The organism is Actinoallomurus iriomotensis, assembly GCF_030269445.1.
GTDB classification, from domain to species: domain Bacteria; phylum Actinomycetota; class Actinomycetes; order Streptosporangiales; family Streptosporangiaceae; genus Actinoallomurus; species Actinoallomurus iriomotensis.
Genome location: NZ_BSTJ01000002.1, coordinates 911542 through 933884 on the forward strand (window position 1 = coordinate 911542; position 22343 = coordinate 933884).

13 protein-coding genes and 2 pseudogenes are annotated in these 22343 nt (G+C 71.5%); 2 read left to right on the plus strand and 13 right to left on the minus strand.

Annotation, left to right across the window (positions count from 1 at the left end):
- Positions 1-40: 40 nt before the first annotated feature.
- Both QSK37_RS12860 and QSK37_RS12865 read left to right on the plus strand, forming a co-directional pair.
- Entirely contained in the window at positions 41-220 is a 180-nt protein-coding gene (locus tag QSK37_RS12860; RefSeq protein WP_285620054.1) for a hypothetical protein, read from the plus strand.
- Positions 217-1260, plus strand: coding sequence for a UbiA family prenyltransferase (locus QSK37_RS12865; RefSeq protein ID WP_285620055.1), 1044 nt, complete (start codon positions 217-219; stop codon positions 1258-1260). Before QSK37_RS12860 ends, QSK37_RS12865 begins: the two co-directional genes overlap by 4 nt.
- Here QSK37_RS12865 and QSK37_RS12870 read toward each other — a convergent pair.
- From QSK37_RS12870 to QSK37_RS12925, 13 genes and pseudogenes are all read right to left on the minus strand, one after another.
- A complete protein-coding gene (locus QSK37_RS12870; protein WP_285566236.1) occupies positions 1228-1572 on the minus strand; it encodes a winged helix-turn-helix transcriptional regulator in 345 nt (114 codons plus the stop codon). The genes QSK37_RS12865 and QSK37_RS12870 overlap by 33 nt on opposite strands.
- A 9-nt stretch (positions 1573-1581) precedes the next feature.
- Positions 1582-2163, minus strand: coding sequence for an NADPH-dependent FMN reductase (locus tag QSK37_RS12875; protein ID WP_285620056.1), 582 nt, complete (start codon positions 2161-2163; stop codon positions 1582-1584).
- A 69-nt stretch (positions 2164-2232) separates the two neighbouring features.
- Complete coding sequence (locus QSK37_RS12880; RefSeq protein WP_285620057.1) at positions 2233-2649, minus strand: TetR family transcriptional regulator C-terminal domain-containing protein; 417 nt, start codon at positions 2647-2649, stop codon at positions 2233-2235.
- A gap of 45 nt (positions 2650-2694) precedes the next feature.
- Positions 2695-2820 (minus strand): annotated as a pseudogene (locus QSK37_RS51715) (TetR family transcriptional regulator); the annotation flags it as partial.
- Between the two features lie 76 nt (positions 2821-2896).
- Positions 2897-3511 (minus strand): annotated as a pseudogene (locus QSK37_RS51720) (class I SAM-dependent methyltransferase); the annotation flags it as partial.
- A 3-nt stretch (positions 3512-3514) separates the two neighbouring features.
- A complete protein-coding gene (locus QSK37_RS12890) occupies positions 3515-4834 on the minus strand; it encodes an SGNH/GDSL hydrolase family protein (protein ID WP_285620059.1) in 1320 nt (439 codons plus the stop codon).
- A gap of 75 nt (positions 4835-4909) precedes the next feature.
- Positions 4910-8104: a family 78 glycoside hydrolase catalytic domain gene (locus QSK37_RS12895; RefSeq protein WP_285620060.1), complete on the minus strand. Its 3195-nt coding sequence runs from the start codon at positions 8102-8104 to the stop codon at positions 4910-4912.
- 111 nt (positions 8105-8215) lie between these two features.
- A complete protein-coding gene (locus tag QSK37_RS12900; protein ID WP_285566244.1) occupies positions 8216-9628 on the minus strand; it encodes an L-fucose/L-arabinose isomerase family protein in 1413 nt (470 codons plus the stop codon).
- A 73-nt stretch (positions 9629-9701) separates the two neighbouring features.
- Positions 9702-11846, minus strand: a complete 2145-nt coding sequence (locus QSK37_RS12905) for a hypothetical protein (RefSeq protein WP_285620061.1) — start codon at positions 11844-11846, stop codon at positions 9702-9704.
- Complete coding sequence (locus tag QSK37_RS12910; protein WP_285620062.1) at positions 11843-14233, minus strand: glycoside hydrolase family 28 protein; 2391 nt, start codon at positions 14231-14233, stop codon at positions 11843-11845. Before QSK37_RS12910 ends, QSK37_RS12905 begins: the two co-directional genes overlap by 4 nt.
- 40 nt (positions 14234-14273) lie before the next feature.
- Positions 14274-18065 carry a glycosyl hydrolase gene (locus QSK37_RS12915; RefSeq protein ID WP_285620063.1) on the minus strand — a complete coding sequence of 1264 codons (3792 nt, stop codon included), beginning with the start codon at positions 18063-18065 and terminating at the stop codon, positions 14274-14276.
- A gap of 5 nt (positions 18066-18070) precedes the next feature.
- Positions 18071-20221, minus strand: a complete 2151-nt coding sequence (locus QSK37_RS12920) for an alpha-L-rhamnosidase C-terminal domain-containing protein (RefSeq protein WP_285620064.1) — start codon at positions 20219-20221, stop codon at positions 18071-18073.
- Entirely contained in the window at positions 20218-22338 is a 2121-nt protein-coding gene (locus QSK37_RS12925) for an alpha-L-rhamnosidase-related protein (protein WP_285620066.1), read from the minus strand. Before QSK37_RS12925 ends, QSK37_RS12920 begins: the two co-directional genes overlap by 4 nt.
- Positions 22339-22343: the final 5 nt, after the last annotated feature.

A 22343-nucleotide genomic window follows, 5' to 3' on the forward strand; every position in this document is an offset into this window, starting at 1 on the left:
ACTCAGGCGAGCGACGACACGGCGGCGGATGCTCGGGTCCATGGACCCTTCCGGAACTCTTTCACCGCCACGCCGACGGTCGTGGCCCCGCACCGTGCTGATCGGCATCGCCGGCCTGGCCGCCGCCGTGATCACCGCCGCGTTCATCTACGGCCTCCTCGTCCTCGTGGTGATGGGCGCCCTCGTACTGATCATGAACGGCTTCGGGAGCAACAAATGATCCGCCGTCTGCGCCTGCTCGTGCTCGTCGCCCGCCCGGCGGTCGTCATGCTGCTCGGGCTGTTCGCCGCGACCGGGCTGGCCCAGGCCGGGCACGGCGAGGACCGTTTGCTCCTGGTCCGCGTGCTGGCCGTCGTCGCCGGCTTCCTCATCTTCTCGGTCGCGTGCAACGACCTCGCCGACGAGGCGATCGACCGGGTGAACCTGCCGGGCGACGTGCGCCGCCCGCTGGTGACCGGCGCGGCGAGCCGCCGCGACCTCGTGGTGACGGGTGTGGTCGGGGCCGCCGGCGCGCTCGCGGTGAGCGCGACGCTGCGCTGGCCGGCGGTCGTCGTCACCGTCGCCGGCCTGGCCCTGAGCGCCGGCTACTCACTGCGCCCGGTACGCCTCGCCGAGCGGGGCGCGGTGGCCTCGCTCATGCTGCCGGCGTGCTACGTCGCGGTCCCGTACCTGCTGGGCGTGTTCGCCGTACGGGAGGTCCCGCGCCCGGGGGACCTGCTGCTGCTCGCGGGCCTGTACGCGGGATTCGTCGGCCGGATCCTGCTGAAGGACTTCCGTGACGTCCGCGGCGACGCGATGTTCGGCAAGCGCACGTTCCTGGTCCGCCACGGCCGCGGGTGGACGTGCGTGTTCAGCGCCTGCTGCTGGACGGCCGGAACCGCGCTGATCCTGGCCGCGACGCGGCGGCCGGCCGGCGCGCTGCTCGCGGCCGAGGCCGTCTGCCTCGCGGTGGCCCTCGCCCTCATCCGCGCCCTGGCGGCCGACCGGGGCGTGCGGAGGGACGAGCGGCTCATCTCGGCGATCGCCGTGATCGGCCGCAGCATGATCCTGCTGCTCCTCGGCCACCTGTCGATGGTCCACGCCCGCGTGCCGGCCGCGCCGTACGACGTGGTCATCGGCGCCCTGACCGCGATCGTGCTCGCCCAGGCGACGGTCATGGCACGGCGCGGCCCGGTCACGCGGTTCACCGCCGCCGGCGCCGGCGCCAGTGCCATTCCGGAGCGGCGCTCAGCCGGCCGGGGCGTGCGCGTCGTCCGGTAGCTCGATCCACTTGTGCGCCCAGGAGATCACCGCGTCCAGCACCGGTTCGAGGTCACGGCCCTTGTCCGTCAGGTGGTACTCGACCTGGACCGGTGAGGACGGGATCACGCGCCGCTCGATGAGGCCGTCGGCCTCCAGACTGCGCAGGCGCTCGGCCAGCATCGTGTCACTGAGGCCCGGCACCGCCGCCTTGATCTGGGCGTACCGGTGCCGGCCGGTGAACAGGACGCGGAGGATCGCTCCGCTCCAGCGAGCGCCGATCAGCTCGATCGCGGCGTGGTAACGCCGGCAGACCCGGTGAACGTCGGCCATGGCCCTCTCTCATCTCGTCTCGGCGGGCTCACGCAGCGGGCGGAGTGCCTCGGCCACCCGGACCAGTTCGTCGAACATCGCCTTGGCCGACGCGGTCATGATGTCGTTCGGCACGAGGTTGTCCTCCTCGTCGAAGAACTGCGTGACGAACGGGATGGCGACGGCCTCGAAGATCGGGGTCATCCGCAGCGTCGTCACCACCTGCTTGACCATCTGGGCGGCACGGACTCCCGCCGAGACGCCACCGTAGCTGACCAGGCCGACCGGCTTGTAGTGCCATTCGTGGTTCAGGTAGTCGAGGGCGTTCTTCAGCGGCGCGTTGATGCCGCTGTTGTACTCCGGCATGACGAAGACGAACGCGTCCGCCTCGTCGACCTTCGCGCTCCAGTCGAGCGTGTGCTGGTGCGTGTACCGGCGGAGCCGCGGGTGGTTGGGCTCGTTCATGAACGGGAGATTCACCTCGGCGAGGTCGACCAGTTCGACCTCGGCGAAACCGCCGTGCGCCGCCGCCTCCTTCTCGACCCACTGGCCGATCGGCAGGCCGACCCGCCCGGGACGGGTGCTCGCGACGATGATCTCCAGCTTGGCCACGATGAAGCACTCCTTCACAGATTTCCTGAGTTACTCAGAGAACCTTAGTGGATGTCCTTCACAGCCGTTTCACGAGGTCAGCAGCGACACCAGCCCCTCGACCGCGCGGACGTACGCGTCGTTGTCCAGCCCGGCGTCCCAGGCGGTCTGCAGGGCCAGCCCCTGGTAGATCGCGATGAACACCCGGGCGAGGCCGTCGGGCGGCAGCCCGGCGGGCAGCTCGCCGCGGTCCTGCGCGACGCGCACGAGGCGTGCGACGACCTCGCGCGGGGCGTCCACCCCCGCGCGGGCCACCGCCTCCACCTCCGGCGCGCGCAGCGCCTCGGCCCAGATCTGCACGCCCAGGCGCACCCGCTCTCGCTCGGCGGGAGCGGCCAGGGACCGCAGCAGGTCGAGATAGCCGGGTACGAGGTCACCGACGGCTCCGTCCGCGCGCAGGAGCCCGGCCTGGTCCTCGTGCCACTGGGCGGCGATCGCGGTGATCACGGCGTCCTTGTCGGCGAAGTAGCGGTAGACCAGGCCGGGACTCAGCCCGGACTCCACGGCGATGTCCTGGATCGTCGTCCGGTGGAATCCGGCGCGGGCGAAGCAGCGCGCGGCGGCGCCGAGGATCTCCTGGCGGCGCGCCCGCCGGTGCTCCTCGCTGACCTTCGGCACTAGGCACCTCCGCCTCGGCGACGTGGTAGAACGGCGCGGCCGGTTCGGCCCGGCCGAGCGGCGCGAGGTAGTCCGCCGCCGCCTCTCGGGCCGAACGGTCGATGACCAGGCTCAGCCCCTGCTCGGCGAGGTGGCCCGGCAGTTCGTCCGGCAGGAGACCGAAGGTGAACGGCTCGCCGGCGGCGCTGACCGAGGCGGCCCATTCGGCGATGCCGGTGAACGTGCCCGACCCGTCCAGCGCCCGGCGGTCCATGTACGTGAAGATGACGCGGCTGCCGGGCGCCGTCACCCCGGCGAGGGCGGTGAAGGCGGCGTCGACCGAGCGCGCGTCGAGGTAGTTCGTCACGCCCTCCCACACCACCGCCGTACGCTCCTGGCGCACGCCGGCGTCCCGCAGGAGCGACGCGAGGTCCGCCTCCTTCAGGTCGGCCGGCACGAAGCGGACGTGCGCGCGTTCGCCGGCCGGCACGGCCCGTTCGACCAGGCGGCGTTTGCGCTCCTGGGTCGCGGGATGGTCGACCTCGAAGACCGTCGCACGGCGCGCGGCCGGCAGCCGGTAGGCGCGGCTGTCATACCCCGCGCCGAGCAGCACCACCTGCCGGGCGCCGCCGGCGAGGGCGGCGCCGAGCAGGTCGTCGATCAGCCGGGTCCGCACCACCGCGGAGGCGCGCGGCCCGCCCGGCCACAGCACCGGTCAGGGGGCGGGCGAGCCGGTGCAGTCGGTTCCGCCGGCCGCCGCGTGCGCACCGGAACCGAGGCAGTCGAGCCGGACGGCCGCCGCCATGGCCCGGTACCCGGCGTCACCCGGGTGAAGGTGGTCGCCGCTGTCGTAGGCGGGAAGCAGCCGCAGCGGATTCGCCGGGTCGCGCATCACCCGGTCGAAGTCGATGACGCCGTCGGCGCGCCGCTGGCCGCGGATCCAGCGGTTCACGTCCTGGCGTTCGGCCTCCCCCGCGGCGGTGTAGTAGAAGGAGCCCTGCACCGGCATCATCGTGCCGATGAGGATGCGCAGCCCGTGCCGGTGCGCCCGGTCGATGAGCCGCTCGTACCCCGCGATGATCTGGCCGGCCGTCACCGGCGTCGTCGGCTGGGCGTCCGGCTCGGACCCGAACCACGGGAAGTTGATGTCGTTGATGCCCTCCAGCAGGATCACGTCACGGACGCCGGTCTGACCCAGAACGTCGCGGTCGAACCGGTCGAGGGCCTTCGGCCCGCCCAGCCGCGAGTCGTTCAGCACCCGGTTGGCGCCGATCCCGGCGTTCAGCACCGCCTGCCGCCGGCCGGGCGGCAGCGCGAGCTCGCGGCGGGCCAGGAAGTTCGGGTACCGGTTGTTCGCGTCGACGGTGGACTGGTCCCCATCGGTGATCGAGTCCCCGAACGTGACGACGGCGCCTCGGGCGGCGGTGGCCGGGGTCACGTCGAGCCCGTCGACGAAGAAGAACGACGCGAGCCGGGTGGGGAACGCCGCGGCGTCCGGATCGCCGGTGTGGTCCCCGGCGCCGGAGACGTACGTCGTCTCCATGCTCTGCCGGTGCCAGGTGACCGGCCCGGTCGCGCCGGGCAGGTAGAGGCTCACGGTGACGTCGCCGTCGGCGCCGACCGGCAGCGCCACCGGGTCGCTGACCGTCCGCGCGCCCGCCCGGATCGTCACCGACCGGCCGCCGCCGAACGTCAGCGTCCGGGCGGTGTCCGGCCGGATCGTGCCGGGCCCGCCGGGAAGCGCGACCGTGACGCGGCCGACCGTCAGCGGCGCGGTGCCGAAGGTGTTCGTCAGGCGGAGCCGCAGTAGCCCCCCGCCGACGCTCGTGTGCAGCACCTCGCGGATCGTCTGGCCCGTGAAGCCGTTCTCGGATGTCTCGTCGCTGGAATGGGGCATGGGGCTCGCCGTCCACGTGCCCACCCAGGCGGCGCCGCCCGCCGTCTCGGCCTGGGCGAAGGCCGTTGACGGCGCGGCGGTCAGGGTGAGCAGCGCGGTGCAGGCGGCGACGGCGGCCTGCCGGATCCTCGTGGTCATGGGGACTTCGTCTCTGTGGTGCCGCCGGACGGCGCCGGCGGGAACGACACCATGGGTACGGCCGCGCGACGGCGGCTACGCCGCCGTCGCGGTGAAGGTCCAGTGGCCGGAGCCGACCTCGAAGACGCCGCGGCCGTCCTGGACGCCGATCCAGGTGGCGCCGGGCGTGGCCCGGGGCCGGCCGGTACCGCCGAGCAGCGGGACCTCGACGCGCGCGGGCGCGCCCGGCGGGACGGTCACGTCGAGCCGGAGTGTGCTCCCGGAGCGGTTCCACGAGCTGGCGACGGTGCCCCGCGGTGTCTCGTACGAGGCGGCCGCGTGGGTCAGGTCGCCGACGACGGCCGGGCGGACGCGCAGGTGCTCGAACGCGACCGAGCCGTCGGCCTGGCCGATGCCCGCGAGCCCGGACCCGAACCACTCGTCGATCGCGCCGAGCATGAAGTGGTTCTGGGAGTTGCCGGACGTGGGGCCGTCCCAGTTCTCGGTGAGCGACGTCGCGCCGTGCGTCACCTGGTAGCCGTAGCTCGGGTTGCCGGTCTGCGTGGCGACCGTGTAGATCAGGTCGTCCCGGCCGGCCGCCGACAGCACGCGGAACACCGACGGGAGCGCGATCTCTCCCACGGTCAGGTGGTAGCCGTTCGCCTTGATGCTCGCGGTCAGGTGGTCGAGGACGGCCTGCCTTCGGTCGGCGGGCACGACGCCCATGTCGAGCGCGAGCGCGTCGCTCGCCTGGCTGCCGGACGCGTACGTGTCGCTCTTGAGGTACTTGTCGTTGAACGCCGCGCCGACGCGGGTGGCGAGCGCGGCGTAGCGCCGCGCGTCGTCGGCCTTGCCGAGCACCCGGGCGATGCCGCTCATGGCCGAGGCGATCCGGTAGTAGCCGAAGGAGGCCGTCACGCCGACGGGCGTGCTGTCGTCGAACGTGATCCAGTCACCGAGGCCGTAGTCGAGCAGGTCGCCGGTCGCCTTGGACGTCAGGTAGTCCAGGTACCGCTGCATGTTCGGGTAGTAGGCCCGCATCGTCGCGGTGTCGCCGTAGGTCTCGTACAGCTGCCACGGCGCGAGGACGAGCGAACCGCCCCAGTTCGGGTCGTCGCGGAAGCCGCCGGAGAACACCGTGTACTCCGGTGCGATGTCCGGCACGAGGCCGTCGGCGGTCTGCGCCTCGGCCATGTTGCGGACGAGCTCGCGGTAGTAGGCGGCGACGTCGTAGTTGCGGGCGACCGAGCCGAAGACGAGGTTGTCCTCCTCCAGCCAGCCGAGCTTCTCCCGATGGGGACAGTCGGTCAGGACGGAGTACATGTTGCTCTGGATCGCCCGGTCGATGATCGTGTGGATGTTGTTGATGAGCGGGTTGGAGCTGGTGAACGTGCCGGCGGTGTCGTTGGCGGCGCGCAGCACGAGGCCGGTCACGGTGTCCTCGTCCGGCGCGGCGGGCAGCCCCTCGACCTGCAGGTAGCGGAAGCCGTGGTAGGCGAAGCGCGGATGCCAGGTCTCCACGCCCTCGCCGGACAGCGTGTAGGTGTCCCAGATGGGCGAGCCGGTGGTGGCCTGGCTGACCGTTCCGTCGGAGTTCAGCAGCTCGCCCGGCCGCATCGTGACCTTCGTACCGGCCGGGCCGCTGACGCGCAGCCGTTCCCAGCCCGCGAAGTTCGTGCCGAGGTCGACGACGTAGACGCCGGGCTTCGGTTCGCTGATCTTCTTCGCGTGCAGGGTCTGGGTGACCTCGATCGGCGGGTCGGCCCGGGCGGTGAGCGCCTTCGTCGGCGAGGCCACCTCGACGGGGGCCGTCCAGTCGCCGGGCGCGCGCCGCGCGTCGTAGTCCTCACCGCCGTACCAGTTGGTGAAGGTCGTCGCGCCGAGCCCGGTGCGCCACGAGGAGTCGGTGGCGATCGTCGTACGGCTGCCGTCGGTGTAGGTGATCTCCAGCTGGCCGAGGAACTCCGGCGCGCCGTCGGACCGGGTGAGTTTCTCGTACCGGCCGGGCGTGGACGGCACGTTCGCCATGCCGTTGCCCACGTCGACGCTCACGCGGTTGGCGCCGTGGCGCAGCAGGCGGGTCACGTCGTAGGTGGAGTACACGACGCGATCGGCGTAGTCCGTGTTCGGCGGTTCGAGGACCGCGTCGCCGACCGGCCGGCCGTTGACCGACGCGTCGATCACGCCGAGCCCGGTGGCGTACAGCCGCGCGCTGCGGACCTTCCGGGTCACCGCGAAGTCCTTGGCGAAGACCGGCAGCGCGCCCGGCCGCCCGTGCATCGGCGGCGGCGCCTCCTGCCCCTTCACCGTGGCGGCCGTGGCGAACGCCGTGCCGTCGCCGGAGGCCTGGACGGTGAAGTTCTCCGGGAAGTTCGGCGTCCTGCCGTCGTCGGTCAGCGTGTCGGTCCGCGGGTAGAGCAGGATCCGGTCGAAGTGCCGCGCCGCGCCCAGGTCGATCGTGACGTCGATCGGGGTGGTCAGGTCCTGGTCCTGGTGTTCCAGGCTCGTGTAGCCGAACGGCGCCTTGTCCGTGGTCAGCGAACCGTCCGTGACGAACCGCGGCTCCCACTGGCCCGGGGCGGTGTAGACGTCCGTCGCCGTCACCGGCGCGCCCAGCGCCAGGTCCGTGCCGGGAGCCGAGGCGTCGGTGACCGCGATCTCGGCGAGTTGCAGCCGCGAGACCTTGTACGGCCAGCCCTCCTTGATCGGCAGTCCCAGCCGGGTGACGTCCAGCCGGACGTACCGCGCGGTCTGTGCGGGCAGGGAGACGGCGACCGGGGTGGGCTGCCGGCCCGTCCACTCGGGGTTGGCGAGCCACTTCGCCGTCCAGTCGCCGGGCTTCAGCAGGCCCGTCTCCCAGTGCGCCGTCGTACTCCACGCGGACGCGCGGCCGTGGCCGTCCCAGACGCGTACCTGCCAGAAGACGCGCGACCGCGAACCCGGCGCGGGGCCGCCGTACGCCGCGCCGACCGCGGTCGAGGCGACCCGGCCGGAGTCCCACAGGTCGGGGTGGGCCAGCCGGCTCTCGCTGCTCGCGGCCCGGATCTCATAACCGGTCTGCGCCGCGCCCCGCTCGTGGGAGGCGAGCCGCCAGCTCAGCGCCGGAGCGGGGTCGTCGATGCCGAGCGGTGAGCTCAGGCCGTCGGCCCGCAGGCCGGCGGCCGTGACGGAGCCGGGCGGCTCCGCGCCGGCCGGCGCGCTGACCGACGAGGTCAGCGCGACCGTACCGGTGAGGATTCCGGCCGCGGTCGTGGCCTTGCGGAGGAATCCGGACGTGCCGAAGACAGTCATCACTTCGTCTCCTGGTGCTCGAGTCCCCCGACTCCGTTGGACCGGCGCTGGGGGCCTGTCTCAAAGTCCCCGTCCGTAGCGCAGTAGGACAGCGGGGCTTTGAGACAGGCCCTAAGGCCGGACGTCGATCAGTTCCACGTCCATCAGGTCCGCGAGGGCGCGGAGGTCGGCGATCCGGTGGCCGGTGCCGAGTGCCCAGTGGTGGGAGATGCCGGTGGCGCTCCAGGCGTCGGTCCACTCCCCCGGGTCGGCGCCGAAGTCCACGCGTGAGGTGGTGTTGCCGATCCGCAGCAGCGGGCCGTCGACGACCTCGCCCTCCGAGACGACGAACGCGAACCGGCCGTCACGTCCCTGCCGGAGGCCGAACGCGGTGACCGGGCCGTGCTTGACGTCGAACTCCACCGACACGCCGTAGCCCCGTTTGCCGTGGTAGACGCCGAGCCCGCGCAGCAGCGGCCGGCCGTCGCTGATGGCCAGGTGCGCCGGGCCGTCATGGCCCATCTCGACGTGCCCGCGCTCGAAGTCCAGCGCCTGGAACTCGGTGAACGAGCCGCCCGCGCCGAGCCGGTCCATGATCAGCATGGCGAGCGAGGTGCGCAGCTCGTACTCCCCCGCCGCCGGGACGCCGCGCGCGGTGAGCAGCGAGGCGCCGAGGATCATGCCCGCGCCGAGCCGTTCGTGCACCTCGCCGTCCAGGCCCCGGTGGTAGTACGCGAGGCTGTCCAGCCCGAAGTCCTCCACGAGCCGGTCCAGGCCGACCGCGACGCGCGCCGCCCAGCCGAGGTCCTCCTCGTTCACCGACTCGTCCAGCGCGAAGACGTCCGTGGCCTCCTTCCTCTTGGCCTCGGCCTCGGCGTCGGTGACCTTCTCCACCCGCACCCGCAGGTCGTCGAACTCCAGGACCTCCACGTGGCCGCCGAACTGGGCCGGCACCAGCGTCAGGTCGGTCGCGACGTCGAGCATGCCCGGGTACAGGTGGCCCATGAGGCCGTGCCGTCCGTGCCGCAGCGCCCCGCGCACGCCGGCCGCCCGCACCCAGCGCGCGATCCGGTCCCAGGCCCGCTCGTCCTCCAGGTACCCCGAGACCGAGCGGAACGGGATGCCGGAGCGCAGGAACGCGTTGGCCATCTCGGGCAGCGGGCAGGCGCCGCAGTAGGCCAGCCACTGCCCGGTGTCGAACGTCTCGTGGTCCATCGACTCGGTCGGCTGCAGGTTGATCAGCAGGACCGGCGCACCGCTGCGCTGGGCGATCGGCACGAGCATGGTCGCGGTCATGTACGTCGTGAGGAACCCGACGATGAGGTCGCAGCCCGCCGCGCGCAGCTTCTCCGCCGCCGCGGCGCCCTCGCGCTCGTCGGAGATGAAGCCGGCGTCGACGACGTCGGCGCCCAGCAGGCCCATGCGCTCCGACACGCGTTCGGCGGACCGCCGCAGCTGCGGCAGCAGGTCGGGGAACTGCGGCCAGTACGTCCCGAGTCCTCCGGCGACCAGCCCGACGCGTACGCGTCGTTCGTTCGTGCTCATTCGTTCTCTCCCTATCTTCGGTGACAGAGGCCGGTGACGGCCGAGGCTCGTGGTTCCCGAGTCTGCGTCATGCTCATATCGCCCGGCTGAGGCCTTCGCTGCGAACCGTCCACCTGCCGTCCGACGGGAACCCGGGCGCGGCGGTCTCCGGCCCCCGGTCCCATCCCGCGGCCATCATGGCGGCCGCGTACAGCAGGCCCCCCGCTCCGGGGAAGTACGGTGACGGCACCCCGGCGAACCCGCTCGCGGGCAGGCCGGTGTCGGTGAAGCCGAACCGTTCGTGGAGCAGGAAGTCGACGGCTCGGCCGGGGTCGCCGAGCCGCGCGGCGTTCATCGCCAGCAGCGGGAAGTCCCAGCTGTACAGATTGTCCACATCCCAGGTGGCGTAGACCTTCTGGGCCGTCGCCCGCATGGTGGGCACGTCCACGCCGTCCCCGGGCAACATGCCGTACGCGGCCACGGGGTCGGGGTGGTTGGTGTTCCATTTGGTCCACATGTCCTGGATGCCTTCGTGGAACACGTAGACGCCGTCCTGCACGGGCAGGCGGGCAAGGCCGGCCAGGACGGCCGCGTACGTCGAGTCCGGAGCCAGGCCCAGGCGCCTGCGCCACCGCTGTGCGGTACGCAGGGCGAAGCGGCAGTAAGCCAGCTCGAAGGTCGGGTTGATCGTCGTCCGCGGATCGGGGCGCTCATTCGCGATGACCAGCGGTGGGCCGAGCACGTACCGGTGAGTCGCGGAGTCGTAGAACGCGTACGACGCCAGGAAGTCGGCGGAGGCGAAGACCACCTCGCGCCACTTCTCCAGGGTGCTCTTGTCGGGGTGGGCACGGTAGTCCAGTTCGGCGAGGAAGATGGGATGCGGCTGCTGCCAGAGCAGCAACGCGTTCTGCAGACCGGGCGAGTCGAGTCCGGCCGGGGTCGTCATCTTCGGCCAGCGTGCCCCGCGATAGCCCTGGTCTTGTGCCCGGTCCCGGGACGACGCGAGGAAGTGTTCGTACACGGCCGCGCTGCGGTCGAGCAACGGCCAGCGGTTCCACAGCGCGTAGTGCGCGGCGTGCCACCAGTACATCTCCATGTGGAACTTGCCGTACCAGCCGTTGTTGACCAGGCCGGACTCCTGTGGCGGCCAGGCGCCCGCCTCGTTGACCGCCATGGCGTACTGGCTCCGCACGATGCGGCGTTCGAGCTCCACCCACCGGGGGTCGGCGCTCTGTGACAGGTCGATGGCGCCGCCGGAACGCCAGAACCTCGGCCACCACGCCGCGGAGGCCGCCGACACCTCCGGTGCCGGCGGAGCCGGACGCGGCTCGTCGGGTGAGAAGCCGAATGACACCTCCAACCGCCGCGTCCGGCGGCCGTCGAGGACGTACCGGTGCGGGTGCGCCGCGTCGGTGGTCAGCTCACCGGGCCCCTGCCACACCAGCGACGCGTGGTACGTGGTCGCGTCGAGGCGATGGGTGATGTCGGCCCGCTGGGCACCACGGCGTCGCAGCTGCGTCTGATGCGCGTCGGGCCGGTCCCACACGCCGACGAACGGCGCGGAGAACTTCGACCCGGCGGTGGCGTACGGGAAGTCGATGAAAACGGTCAGGCGGCCGGCGGCGACCAGGGGCGAGTCGACGCGTACCCCCACCACGTCGAGTTCGGGATGGCAGGCCGTCGTCACGGAGACCGGCACGCCGTCCAGGGCGAACGTACTGTGCAGGGTGCCGGACCACAGATCCAGCCGCTGGTGACGATCGGTCAGGTCGGCCTCCGCGGCCTCCCGGCCGTCGCCGCGAAGCAGGCGCATGCCGATGCGCGCGAGGTTGATCCGGTGCGGGTTCTCCCGTAGCCACTGGTTCAGCTGCGGGTGTTGCTTGTCGTCCGTCCAGTAGTAGACCTGGCGGCCGTGGGTGTCCCAGGCCGTGCCGACGTAGTCCGCCGGGGTCTGGCCGGGCGGCAACGCGTCCTCGTGCCAGCCCCAGTCCGACATCGTGGCGAAGGGCAGGAACGTCTGCAGGCCGGTGATGTCGGCGCCGAAGGCGAACCGCCCGTTGCCGACCTGGACCGGCAGATCCGGGTCGCTCGCGGTGCGTTCGATGTCATGCCGTCCGACCAGTGCGCGGCGGTCGATGGCGCCCGCCGCCGCGTCGGCACGCGCGGCCGGCGTCCCGGCGAGCAGGCCCGCCATTCCCAGGCCGCCCATGCCCTGCAGAACGGATCGACGTCTGATCACGATGCCTCCACCGGAAAAACGACGGTGTTGATGTTGATGCCGTTGAAGAGATTCACCGCGACATAGTGCCGATCGACGTACCAGTACTGGTCGTCGTCGAGCGTGATCGGCCCACTCGTGAAAGAGCCATCCGGGCTCAGTGTCACCGGGATCGCCGTGGTGCTCCGGTCCACGAAGATCCGCACCGTGCCACCGCTGACGAAACCTGGATATGCCGCGAGGTCGACCTTGCCGCTGACCGTGAAGGTGTGCGCCGGGACCTTGGTGACCACGTTCGGATCGGCGGCGAGCCGGACATTCTCATCGCCGGCCTGTGCCGTCGTCTGATCGAGCAGGTTCAACGGCGTCGTGTTGTACACCGTCTCCGCCCCGGTGGAGGGGTCGATGTACTTCACGTTCTCCACGACCAGGTTCTTGATGTTCTTGTTCGCGTTGAAGGCCGCCTGGAGCGTGCTGGTCGTGTAGAAGACCGAGTTCCGGTAGCGGACATTCTCCACCGGCGAACGCGAGGCCGCGCTGGAGAACTGGAACGTGGCCTTGCCGGGGGTCATCGTCGGCGTGGTGTTGACGTCGTCGATGAAGATGTTCCGGACGGTCGGATTGAAGACGTCGGCGTTGGGGAACGACACGGTTTCGGAATAGTTGCCGTCGAGCTGAACCATTGCCGAGCGTGCCGCCTTCAGCAGGTTGTGCCGGAGATAGATGTTCTCGACCGCCCCGCCCCGGTACGAGTTCGTCTTGATCTTCAAGATCATCGCCAGCCCCGGTCCACCGAACTCGTTATGTTCGATGAACACGTTCCGGATGCCTCCGGACATCTCGCTGCCCATCGAGACCGCAGCGGAGTAGGTGCCGATGTTGTCGTTGTCGTACACCGAGTCCCGGACGATGAGATTCTCGCTCGGCCCCCGGTGCAGCCTGCCGTTGACATTGCGGCCGGCCTTGATGGCGGCACCGTCGTCGCTGGTGGTGACGTGATTTCCCTCCAGGACGACGTTCTCGCAGGACTCGGGGTCGACCCCGTCGTCGTTGTTCCAGCCGGTCGCCTCGAAGTCCTTCGTCTTGTCGCTGTAGATGTCGAGGTTCCGGACCAGCACGTTCTGGGAGTTGAGCGGATGAACGATCCAGAACGGGGTGTTCCTGATCTTCACGTCCTCGATGAGGACGTTGCGGGAATGGTTGGTCTCGATGAACTGCGGCCGGAAGGTGGACTTCATGGCCACCGCGTCCGCCGGCGGCGGGACATGCTTGACCGTGTTCCCGTCGATCACCGGAATCGAGGCGGGCATATGCCCGTCGTCGGTGAACACGCGCTTCGTGATCGGCACATCCTGGAAGTTCATCTCGTTCAGAATGCCGTTCTCGCCGTACGGAGCGTCGAGGCTCTTGTTCTCCACCGACGGCTCGCCCCAGTAGCCCTTCTTCCAGGGCCGCCAGTTCCACATGTCCTCCTGGCCGTCCAGCGTCCCACCGCCGGTGATCGCGATGTTCGTCTGGCCGAGGGCGTAGATCAGCGGCGAGAAATTGTAGAGATCGGTGCCCTCATAGCTGGTCAGGACGACGGGGTAGTACTCGTTGGTCTTGTTCCGCATGAACTTGACCACGGCACCGGTGTCGACATGCAGATTGACGTTGCTCAGGAGGGTTATCGCCCCGGAGTAGTAGGCTCCGTTGGCGTTCCGTGAGCCCCCGGCCGGGACGACGACGATCCCACCGCCGGCCTTGTGACAATCTCTGATCGCGGCCTCGATCGCATCGGTGTAGTACCAGACTTCCTGCGAACTCGCGACCAGCGGAGATGTCTTTTCCGCCGGGTCGCCGGCCTGATTGCCGACATAGAACTTCTCGGTGACCCGTCGCACCAGCCCGGCGTATTTCGGGCTGGTGATGTCACAACGGTTGTCGTTGAATACCGGGGTGTTGGCGTTGACCGTCTGATCTATCTTGTCGTAGAGATCCTTGTTCCAGTACACACCGTCTTTCTGCTGGGCATGGGGGTCGCCGATCGCCAGCCGATAGGTGAACCGGCTCTGACCGTCCTCCGCGGCGACCTGGAGCCGGTCTCCGTCGACCACCGCGCCCGACCGCTTCTCCTCGCCGTCCTTGTCCGCCACGACGTAGTTCTGCCGCGAGTCGTCCTTGGCGCGGATCTGCGCCTTGACCTGCTGGACGGTCGTACCGCTCCGGACGGTGACGGTCGAGGTCCCGACGCTCTCGATCCGGCCGGACGCATTCGGTTTGGCGACGACGACGGTCCCGCTGGAGCGGTGCGCCGTGGCGTCTCCCCTCGACTCGCCGGGAGTCGCCCGGGCCGCGCCGGGTGTGCCGGTCACGACCAGCGCGGTCACGGCGAGCGCGACCGTCCATCGCCTGCCTCGGCCCCTCATCCGCATGACCTCCGGTGCCGTGTGTCTCGTTCGTGTGTCGTCACGGCCGCACCGTGAGCCCGCTCATCTGCACGTTGGCGTTGACGGCGTCCCAGCTCTTGGTGATGCTGAGCCGCAGGTAGCGGGCCTTGACCGGGGTGAAGGTCGTCGTTCCGCCCGCCTTGGGGGTGTCGGTGGCGCTCGCCACCGTGCGCCAGGTCCGGCCGTCCGAGGACACCTGGACGTCGTAGTCGCGCGGCCCGTAGTTGGAGCGTCCGCCGACGGTGACCGAGCCGACGTCGACGGCCGCGCCGAAGTCGAGCCCGTACCGCACCGGGCGGGCCACGGTGGGTCCCTGGCCGGCGGCCCTGCCCCACGACACCCAGAACGTGCTGTCCGATCCGTCCACCGCGAGGGGGGCCGGGTAGCGGTCCTGGCTCGCGTCCGCGACCACGCGCGGGAACGGCGTGCCGCCGGGGTTGAGCGCCAGGTCGTCGGAGTGCCGCAGCGCCACTGTCGTCGTCGAGGTCAGCCCGGTGTCACTGCGCGCCGTCACCGTCAGGGTGTCCGTGCCGGTCGCGACGCCGGAGTCGCGCAGGTCGACGGGCACCGTCACCGAGCCGCCGGCCGGGACGGTCGTACGGTCCTGCTGCGGCGTCGCGGTGATCCCCGAGGCGGCGGACGCGCTGAGGGTCACGCCGACCGGCCGACCGGAGCCGTTGTGCACCAGCACGGTGGCGCGGTTGTACCCGCCCTTCGCCAGCGGCAGCGACGTCTCCAGCGCCGAGGCGGTCAGCAGCGGCCGGGTCCCGGCGTACGGCGTGAGCGTGACCGGCCCGAACAGCCCGTAGTCCATCGGCGTCCGCGACGACGCGCCCGTACCCGGCGCGACCCGGACCGCGTTCAGCAGCGTGGAGGCGACTCGGACGGTGATCGTGTTGTCACCGGCGTGCAGGTACCGGCCGACCTCGACATGGCGCAGGTCGGCCTGGTCGAGCGGCGGCAGGTCGTGCCCGTTGACGTTCACGGTCACGGTGTCCACCGGGGTGCCGAGATCGAGGTTCGCGCCGCTGACGCCCGTCCACTCGTCGCCCAGGGTGACGTGTGCGGTGTAGGTGCCCCTCCCGGACACGTCCTTCAGGTCCGCGGAGTAGCCGTTGGCGGGTGTGATCGCCGACCAGGCCGGCAGTTTGCCGTCCGATCCGGCCTTGAGCGTGACCGGCCCGAGCTCCGTGTGCGCGGTGTCGCCAGGAAGGTCGGACTTGCCAGGCCCCCAGGCGTCCACCGAGAGCGACCAGTCGCCCAGCGCCGCCGGCTTCGGCGTGCCGGACGATGCGCTCGCCGTGTCCGGTCGCGCCGGCGCGCCGCGGAAGGTGGCGTCGTGCCGTGGCGTGACCGCGATGACCTCGGCGTCGTTACCGTTCAGCTGTATCGGGACGGTGACCGTGCCGTGCCCGGACGTGTAGTTCGTGATCGGGGTGATCTGCCCGGTCCAGGTGTCCAGCTTGTACGGTACGCCGTCACCGGTGAGGGTGAGCGTCTGCGCGGTCGCGGTGTTCGTCTGGTTGTACAGGTAGTAGTAGTCGGTCGGGCCGGCCTGTCTGCGGACGTCGAGGATCGCGCCCGAGTCGCTCCCCGGTGTGGCGGCGGGCGTGACGTTCAGCCGCTTCAGCGCGGCCGGCACGTCCTGCTCGCTCGCCACCCGCACGACGCTGCGCTGCCCGGCCAGCTGGGCCATCACGGACTTGAGCTTCGCGTCCCGGGCCGCCGCGTCGCCGGTGCCGGGCACGGTGCTCGGCAGGTCGCCGGCGATGATGACGGGCAGTCCCCGCCGCGCCAGCTCAAGGAGCTTCTGCGCGACGTCGAGGGGCATGGTCGTCTGGTCGTTCAGCAGCACCGCGTGGTACGCCGAGCCGTCGCCGAACAGGGCGCCCTTGTCGTAGGAGGCGTCCTTGCGCCGGAGCTGGGCCGGGCTGAGGTACTCATAGGTGTATCCGGCCGACGCCAGCGCCGACGAGCTCTGGATCTGCTTGTTCGCACCGCTTCCGGTGGTCCCGGTGCCGTTCATGCCGAAGTCCTGCCAGTACACGGCCAGGTCGAACCGCGGATCGCCCTGCCGGAGCACGAGCTGCATGCGGGCCAGGTTGTCGTTGATCGACCGGTAGTCGGCCCAGTTCGGGCCGCCCTTGGCGCCCCACGCCTCGGAGTAGGAGGTGTTGCCGCCGTAGGTCATGCCGGGCCACACCTCCTGCGCGCCGGCGCCCTGTGGTCCCCTGGTCAGGTAGGGGAAGCCGTGCCAGACGACCTGGTTCACCCCGCCCGCGAACCCGCGGTACACCGCCTGCAGGTTCGAGGCGTCCGAACCCGCGCCGGCCGTCGACCCCCAGACCGCGCCGGAGAAGGCGCAGCACTCGTCGGATACCACGGGCTCTCCGGACAGGTGCGCTCCCGTGGCGACCACCCGGTAGTCCTGCACGTTGCTGTAGGCGCCGGTCGACTGCCCGAACGCGAGCGACTCGCCTTCGGGGACGTCGATGTGCGAGGCCGCGTCGGAGATGTCCACCGGGACGCCGTACGGCTGGATGCGGGTGCTCATGTGGTGCTTGTGGGCCCACTGACGCAGCACGTCGAGCCGGTTGGCGATGTACAGGTCGCTGAGGGTCTGCCGGTAGTCGGTGCGGACGCGTGCGCCGAGGCCGTCGGCGAAGTCGAAGAACGGCCGGTCGGTGATGCCCTGGTCGCCCGCGCCGGCCAGCGCCGGGAGAACGTCGATCGGGGAGTATCCGCGCAGCTTCTGCCACTGCGCGACCATGCCGGGCGTCCACTTCTGGGTGCTGCCGAGTTCGAGGGAGTCCTCGAACAGGTCGCTGCTGCCCATCTGCGTGAGCAGCTTCCGCACGTCCGGGGTGAGGATGTGCTCGTCGTAGAAGTCCGTGGTCGCCTCGGCGCCGGCCTTGCCGAACGTGTCCAGGGCGTAGTTGGTGCCGGTGGCGGTGTAGCCGGACAGGGACTGGCCGGTGGGCGCCTGGTAGAAGGCGATCAGCGCGTAGGTGCTGTTCGCGTCGCCGGGAAGGTCGATCGAGAGGTCGCCCTGCGCGTCCACCTTCGAGGTGACGTCGGTGACGCCGGCCCGGTCGAGCATCCGGGGGGCGCTGGAGGAGTCGGCGCAGCCCGCGTCGGAGCACTTGGCGAGGAGGGCCGCGATGAGGGTCTTCTTCGCCCCCGCGGGCGGCGCGACGTTGACGTTCGCCGGCAGCGGCCCGGACCTGCTGGTGCCGCCGCGGTCGAACTCATGGGAGAAGACGATCTGCTGCTGCGCGGCGGGGTCGTTGACGTCGGTCACCGAGGGCACGGTCGCGGGCCAGCGGGGGCCGATCGTGAAGTCGAGGCTGAGTCCCTCCTTCTTGGCCGCCGCCAGCATCGTCCGCGTCTTGCTCGCCCACAGCGGGGTGCCCCAGCCGTACTTCTCCAGGAACGGGTTGGTGTTGTTGCCCGTGCCCTCGACGTTGAACGGCGCCACCTCGGCGCCGCCGCCCCCCGCCTTCTTGATCTGGTCGAGCTCGTCGGCCAGCTCACCGTCCTCGGTGTAGGCGAGCGGCTGCCACCAGCGGTACTTGGGCCGGACGGAGGCCGGAGGATCGGCGAAGGTGGCGCGGGTCAGGACGGGGGCGGCCGTGGCGGACGCCGGCGAGCCCTGCGTCGCTCCCGCCGGGACCGGCGCGACGACGGCCGCGGACAGGGCCAGGACGACCGCCCCCGCGATCCGCCCGGGGGCGCGTCTCAGGCCGCCGTATCTGACACTTCGCCGGAGCCACCGGCGGTCCCCCTTGCCGACGCGAACGCGTCCGCTCATCAAGGTCATCTCGTTCCTTCCATCGTGTGGTGCCCGGGCGCCACGCCGTCGACATGGACGTAGGCGCCGTCGCTGGTCACGCCCTTCGCGGTGGCTCTTCCACCGGCCCAGACGACACGGCCGTCGAGGGTGACGCGGGAATGAATGGGGACGGCGAGCCGGCCGGTGGTCCGGCCCGGCACCGTCACCGCCAGCCGAAAGCCGTCCGCGCCGTCGCGCCAGGACGCGGCGATGTCGCCGCGCGGCGTCGGAACCGTGCCCTCCGCCCACGTCAGCCCGGCCGGGTGCGGCTGCACCGTGAAGCGGGCGAACCCGGCGTCGGTCGGCGTGACGCCCAGGACGCGGTTGGTCAGGGTGACGGTCGGCTGGCTCGTCCAGCCGTGCGCGAGGCTGGTGAACGACGCGAGACCGGGTGTGCCGTCGGCCGCGGTCTTCTCCCAGAACGTGTTCCCCGGGTCCTGGGCGAGCTGGTAGCCCCAGCCCCTGCGGATGAGCTCCAGCCCGCTCGCGTCGTCGACGCCGAACCGCGCGTCCGCCTCGGTGCCGGACGGCAGCGGCTCGTAGTGCGAGTCGACCGCGGCGCCCTGCGTGCCCGCCGGCACGGTCAGCGACCCGTACGGCCCCCAGTCGTGCGAGCGCAGCCAGGCCAGCGACCGCTGCGCGCGGCCGGGCGCGGCCAGCCCGGAGGAGACCGCGAACGCCGTCGCGTCCTGCGGATGCACGTCCGGGTGCTCGACGCTCTGCCGGTACGCGCCCGCCGTGTCGTCCCACAGCTTCGCCTCGACCGCCGTGCGCAGGCTCGCCGCCGTCGCCTCGTAGGAGGAGGCCATGCCGGTCCGGCCCTTGGCCCGCGCCATCCGCGCGGTCTCCCGCAGCGCCCGGTACAGGCCGGCGTTCGTGTAGGTGAGGTGGTCGCAGCTGCTGTAGGCGTACGTGCCGCAGCCGCCGTCGCCACCGTACGCGCCGAAGGCGACGAGCCCGCTGTCGTCGATCTGGCGCACCGCCCAGTCGAGGGCGCCGGTGACCGCCGGCCACCAGTCGCCGAGCGCCTTCGGGTCCGCGGTGTACAGCCAGTGCAGGTACACGTCGTGCACGAACCACAGGTCGTAGTCGCCGCTGAAGTGGCCGGACTGGTCCGGGCAGACCTGCCCGTTGCCGGGCACGAACCCGTCGGCGGTCCGCTGCCGCGCCAGCGCGTCGAGCGTGTTGCGCACGGCGGCCACGTCGCCGGTGGACAGGTACGCGACCGGCCCCTCCACCCCGAGGTCACCGGTGAACGGATCGCGGTCCCGCTTGCCGCCGTCCAGCACGATCGCGGTCTTCGGGTCGGCGTAGTGCAGCGTGTTGTCGGCGTGGTCCGCCTCCCCCGGCTGGTACGGCCAGCAGGGGGCGGCCGGGTCCACGGCGATGTTGCCCTTGACCCGCGTCGGCAGGTCGGTGTCGATCTGCACGGTGTACGCGCCCGCGTACCAGATCCGGTTCAGCTCCTCGTCGCTGGACAGGAAGTGGCCCCGGTAGCCGCGAAGGTTCGCCTGGCCGGGCGCGGCCGTGAAGTCGGCCGCCACGGCGTCGACGTCCACCCAGCCGGGCTCGTCGAGGAAGATCGTCGCGTAGCGGAAGCCGCCGCGCAGTCGCCCGTCCTCCAGAGTCGCCGGCAGGTGCGCGGAGCCGAGCGGCAGGGTGTGGCTGTCGGCGTCCCACTGGTAGGGCTGCCCGGGGTAGCCGCTCCAGATGTTGGCCGTGTCGCACCCGGGGGCGAAGGCGGTCTGACCGCCGTTCTGGCCGGGCGCGGTCGCCATGTAGCGGCGCGACTCGGAGTAGCAGACGTGCAGGCCGGGCCGGTCCGCGGAGGCGCCGAGCACCCGGACCAGCGCCCTGCCCGCGACCTCGCCGCCGAAGTCGAGCGTGAGCAGCGGTGAGGTGCCGCGCTCACCCGTGCTGGTGAGGCGCACCGCCTTGCCGTCCTGGCGCAGCGCGGCGGCGGGCGCGCCGTCGATCGCGCCTCCGCGTGGGTCGGCGGCCGTGACGGCCGTCGGCCGTACGGTGCGGCTCGCCGGCGCCTGCACCTCGTCGCGCCAGGAGCGCGCGTCGGCGCGGGCGACCTGCGTCGGCACCGAGACCGCGAGCAGGGCCGCCGCCGCGACCAGCCTCCTCATCGCGCCTCCAGCGTGTGGTGCCCGGGCGCCACGCCGTCCACGTAGACGTAACCGCCCTCGCCGGTCACGCCCTTCGCGGTGGCCCTTCCGCCGGCCCAGACCACGTGCCCGTCGAGCGTGACGCGGCCGGCGGCGGGGATCCCGAGACGGCCCGTCGCGTGCGCGGTGACCTCCAGGCGGATGCCGTGTCCGGTGTTCCGCCAGGAGGCGGTGATGTTCCCCTTCGGCGTCGGGACCGTGCCCTCGGCCCATTTCAGGTCCCCGGTGTGCGGGACGACCGCGTAGGAGGCGAAGCCGGCGGCGGTCGGCTGGACGCCGAGCACGCGTGTGGTCAGGATCGTCGTCGGCGCGGACGCCCAGCCGTGCGCGAGGCTGGAGAACTGCTTCAGGTTCGGCGTGCCGTCCGGCTGGACGTGCTCCCAGAAGGTCGAGCCCGGGTCCTGGGCGAGCTGCCAGCCCCAGAACTTCTTGATCAGGTCGAGGCCGGACGTGTCACCGGTGCCGAGCCGGGCGTCCGCCTCGAACCCGCTGGGCAGCGGCGCGTAGAACGGGCTGAGCGAGGCGTTCGCCGTGCCGACCGTCAGCGAGCCGAGGCTCGACCAGTTGTGGGCGCGCAGGTACGCCAGCGAGCGCCCGGCCCGCGTGGCGTCGGCGACCCCGGTCAGCACGGCGGTCGCGTTCGCGTCCTGCGGGTAGGCGTCGGGGATCTCCCGCGACATCCGGTACGCGCCGGCGTTCTCGTCCCACAGCTGGTCGTTGACGGCCTTCCTCACCGCCGCCGCGCGGTCCGCGTAGGCGGCGCCGGACTCGCCGCGCGCCGTGGCGAGCTCGGCCATCTGCGTGAGGTTGCGCGCGTACAGGGCGTTGACGTAGGTCTCGTGGCCGCAGTCGGAGTAGCCGTAGTGGCCGCAGGAACCGACCGCGCCGAACGCGATCAGCCCCTGGGGGTCCTGCGCCCGTACCGACTCCAGCCAGCTCATCGTCCTCGTCAGGGCGGGCCACCACTTGTCGAGGTAGGCCCGGTCGCCGGTGTAGAGCCAGTGCTCGTACATGTTGTTCACGAACCACGTCACGTACTCGCCGTAGGTGCGCAGCTCGTCCTTGTTGTGCTGGCCGGCCTGGCTCTCGGCGGGCATGTAGCCGTCCGGGAGCTGCTGGGCCGCCAGCGAGGACAGGGAGTTGTCCACCGCGGCCACGTCGTGCGTGGTCAGGTAGGTGACCGGCGCCTGCACGGCGAGGTCGCCCTGCCAGACGATGCGGTCGCGCTTGCCGCCGTCGTAGATGACCTCCTGGTCCGGGTCGGCGTACGGCACGGCGGTGTCGGCGTGGTCCTGCTCGCCGGAGGTGTACGGCCAGCTCTTGGCGGTGTCCGCCAGGGCGGTGTTGATCTGCACGGTGTACGCGCCCGCGTACCAGATCTTGTTCAGCAGGTCGTCGCTGGACAGGAAGTGGCCCTGGTAGGCGTCCGGGCGCGGCTGCAGCGGAGCGGCGGTGAACTCGGCGGAGACGGCGTCGACGTCGACCTGGCCGGGGCCGTCGAGGAAGAGCGTCAGGTACCGGAAGCCGCCGCGGATCCGCCGGTCGGGCGTGTTCAGGGTCAGCTCGTGGCTGTCGGTGTCCTCGGTGTAGGCCACGCCGGGGAAGCCGTTCCAGATGTTGGCGGTGTCGCACCCGGGCGCGATCTTTCCTTCGCCGTCGTTGTCGTCCGGCGCCTCGGCCAGATACCGGCGCGACTCGCTGAAGCAGGCGTGCAGCCGGCCGGTGCCGGTGCCGCGCACCGTCACCCGGCCCGCGACCTCCTTGCCGAAGTCGAGGATCAGCAGCGGGGATCCGGCCCGGTCGGCGGCGCCGACGAGCCGTACCGACCGGCCGTCGGCCTTCAGGGCGTTCCGCGGGTCGCCCTCGACGCGGCCCTGGCGGGCCACGGTCTTCAGCACCGACACCGGCCGGACGGTGTGCCCGGCGGGCGCCAGCACGTACGCCCGCCAGTCGCCGTGGTGCGGCGTGTACGACGAGGCGTGCCAGGGGTCGTCTCCGGTCGCCGACGCCGGGACGGCCGGGACGGCGAGACCCGCCGCGACCAGCGCGGCGACCGCGAGCGCTCGTGACTTTCGCATCGGGG

Excerpts from the sequence above, each read along its gene's own strand:
- QSK37_RS12860 (WP_285620054.1), top strand. The coding sequence starts at position 41 with ATGGACCCTTCCGGAACTCTTTCACCGCCACGCCGACGGTCGTGGCCC.
- QSK37_RS12865 (WP_285620055.1), top strand. The coding sequence starts at position 217 with ATGATCCGCCGTCTGCGCCTGCTCGTGCTCGTCGCCCGCCCGGCGGTC.
- QSK37_RS12870 (WP_285566236.1), bottom strand. The coding sequence starts at position 1,572 with ATGGCCGACGTTCACCGGGTCTGCCGGCGTTACCACGCCGCGATCGAG.
- QSK37_RS12890 (WP_285620059.1), bottom strand. The coding sequence starts at position 4,834 with ATGACCACGAGGATCCGGCAGGCCGCCGTCGCCGCCTGCACCGCGCTG.
- QSK37_RS12895 (WP_285620060.1), bottom strand. The coding sequence starts at position 8,104 with ATGACTGTCTTCGGCACGTCCGGATTCCTCCGCAAGGCCACGACCGCG.
- QSK37_RS12900 (WP_285566244.1), bottom strand. The coding sequence starts at position 9,628 with ATGAGCACGAACGAACGACGCGTACGCGTCGGGCTGGTCGCCGGAGGA.
- QSK37_RS12910 (WP_285620062.1), bottom strand. The coding sequence starts at position 14,233 with ATGAGGGGCCGAGGCAGGCGATGGACGGTCGCGCTCGCCGTGACCGCG.
- QSK37_RS12915 (WP_285620063.1), bottom strand. The coding sequence starts at position 18,065 with ATGAGCGGACGCGTTCGCGTCGGCAAGGGGGACCGCCGGTGGCTCCGG.
- QSK37_RS12920 (WP_285620064.1), bottom strand. The coding sequence starts at position 20,221 with ATGAGGAGGCTGGTCGCGGCGGCGGCCCTGCTCGCGGTCTCGGTGCCG.
- QSK37_RS12925 (WP_285620066.1), bottom strand. The coding sequence starts at position 22,338 with ATGCGAAAGTCACGAGCGCTCGCGGTCGCCGCGCTGGTCGCGGCGGGT.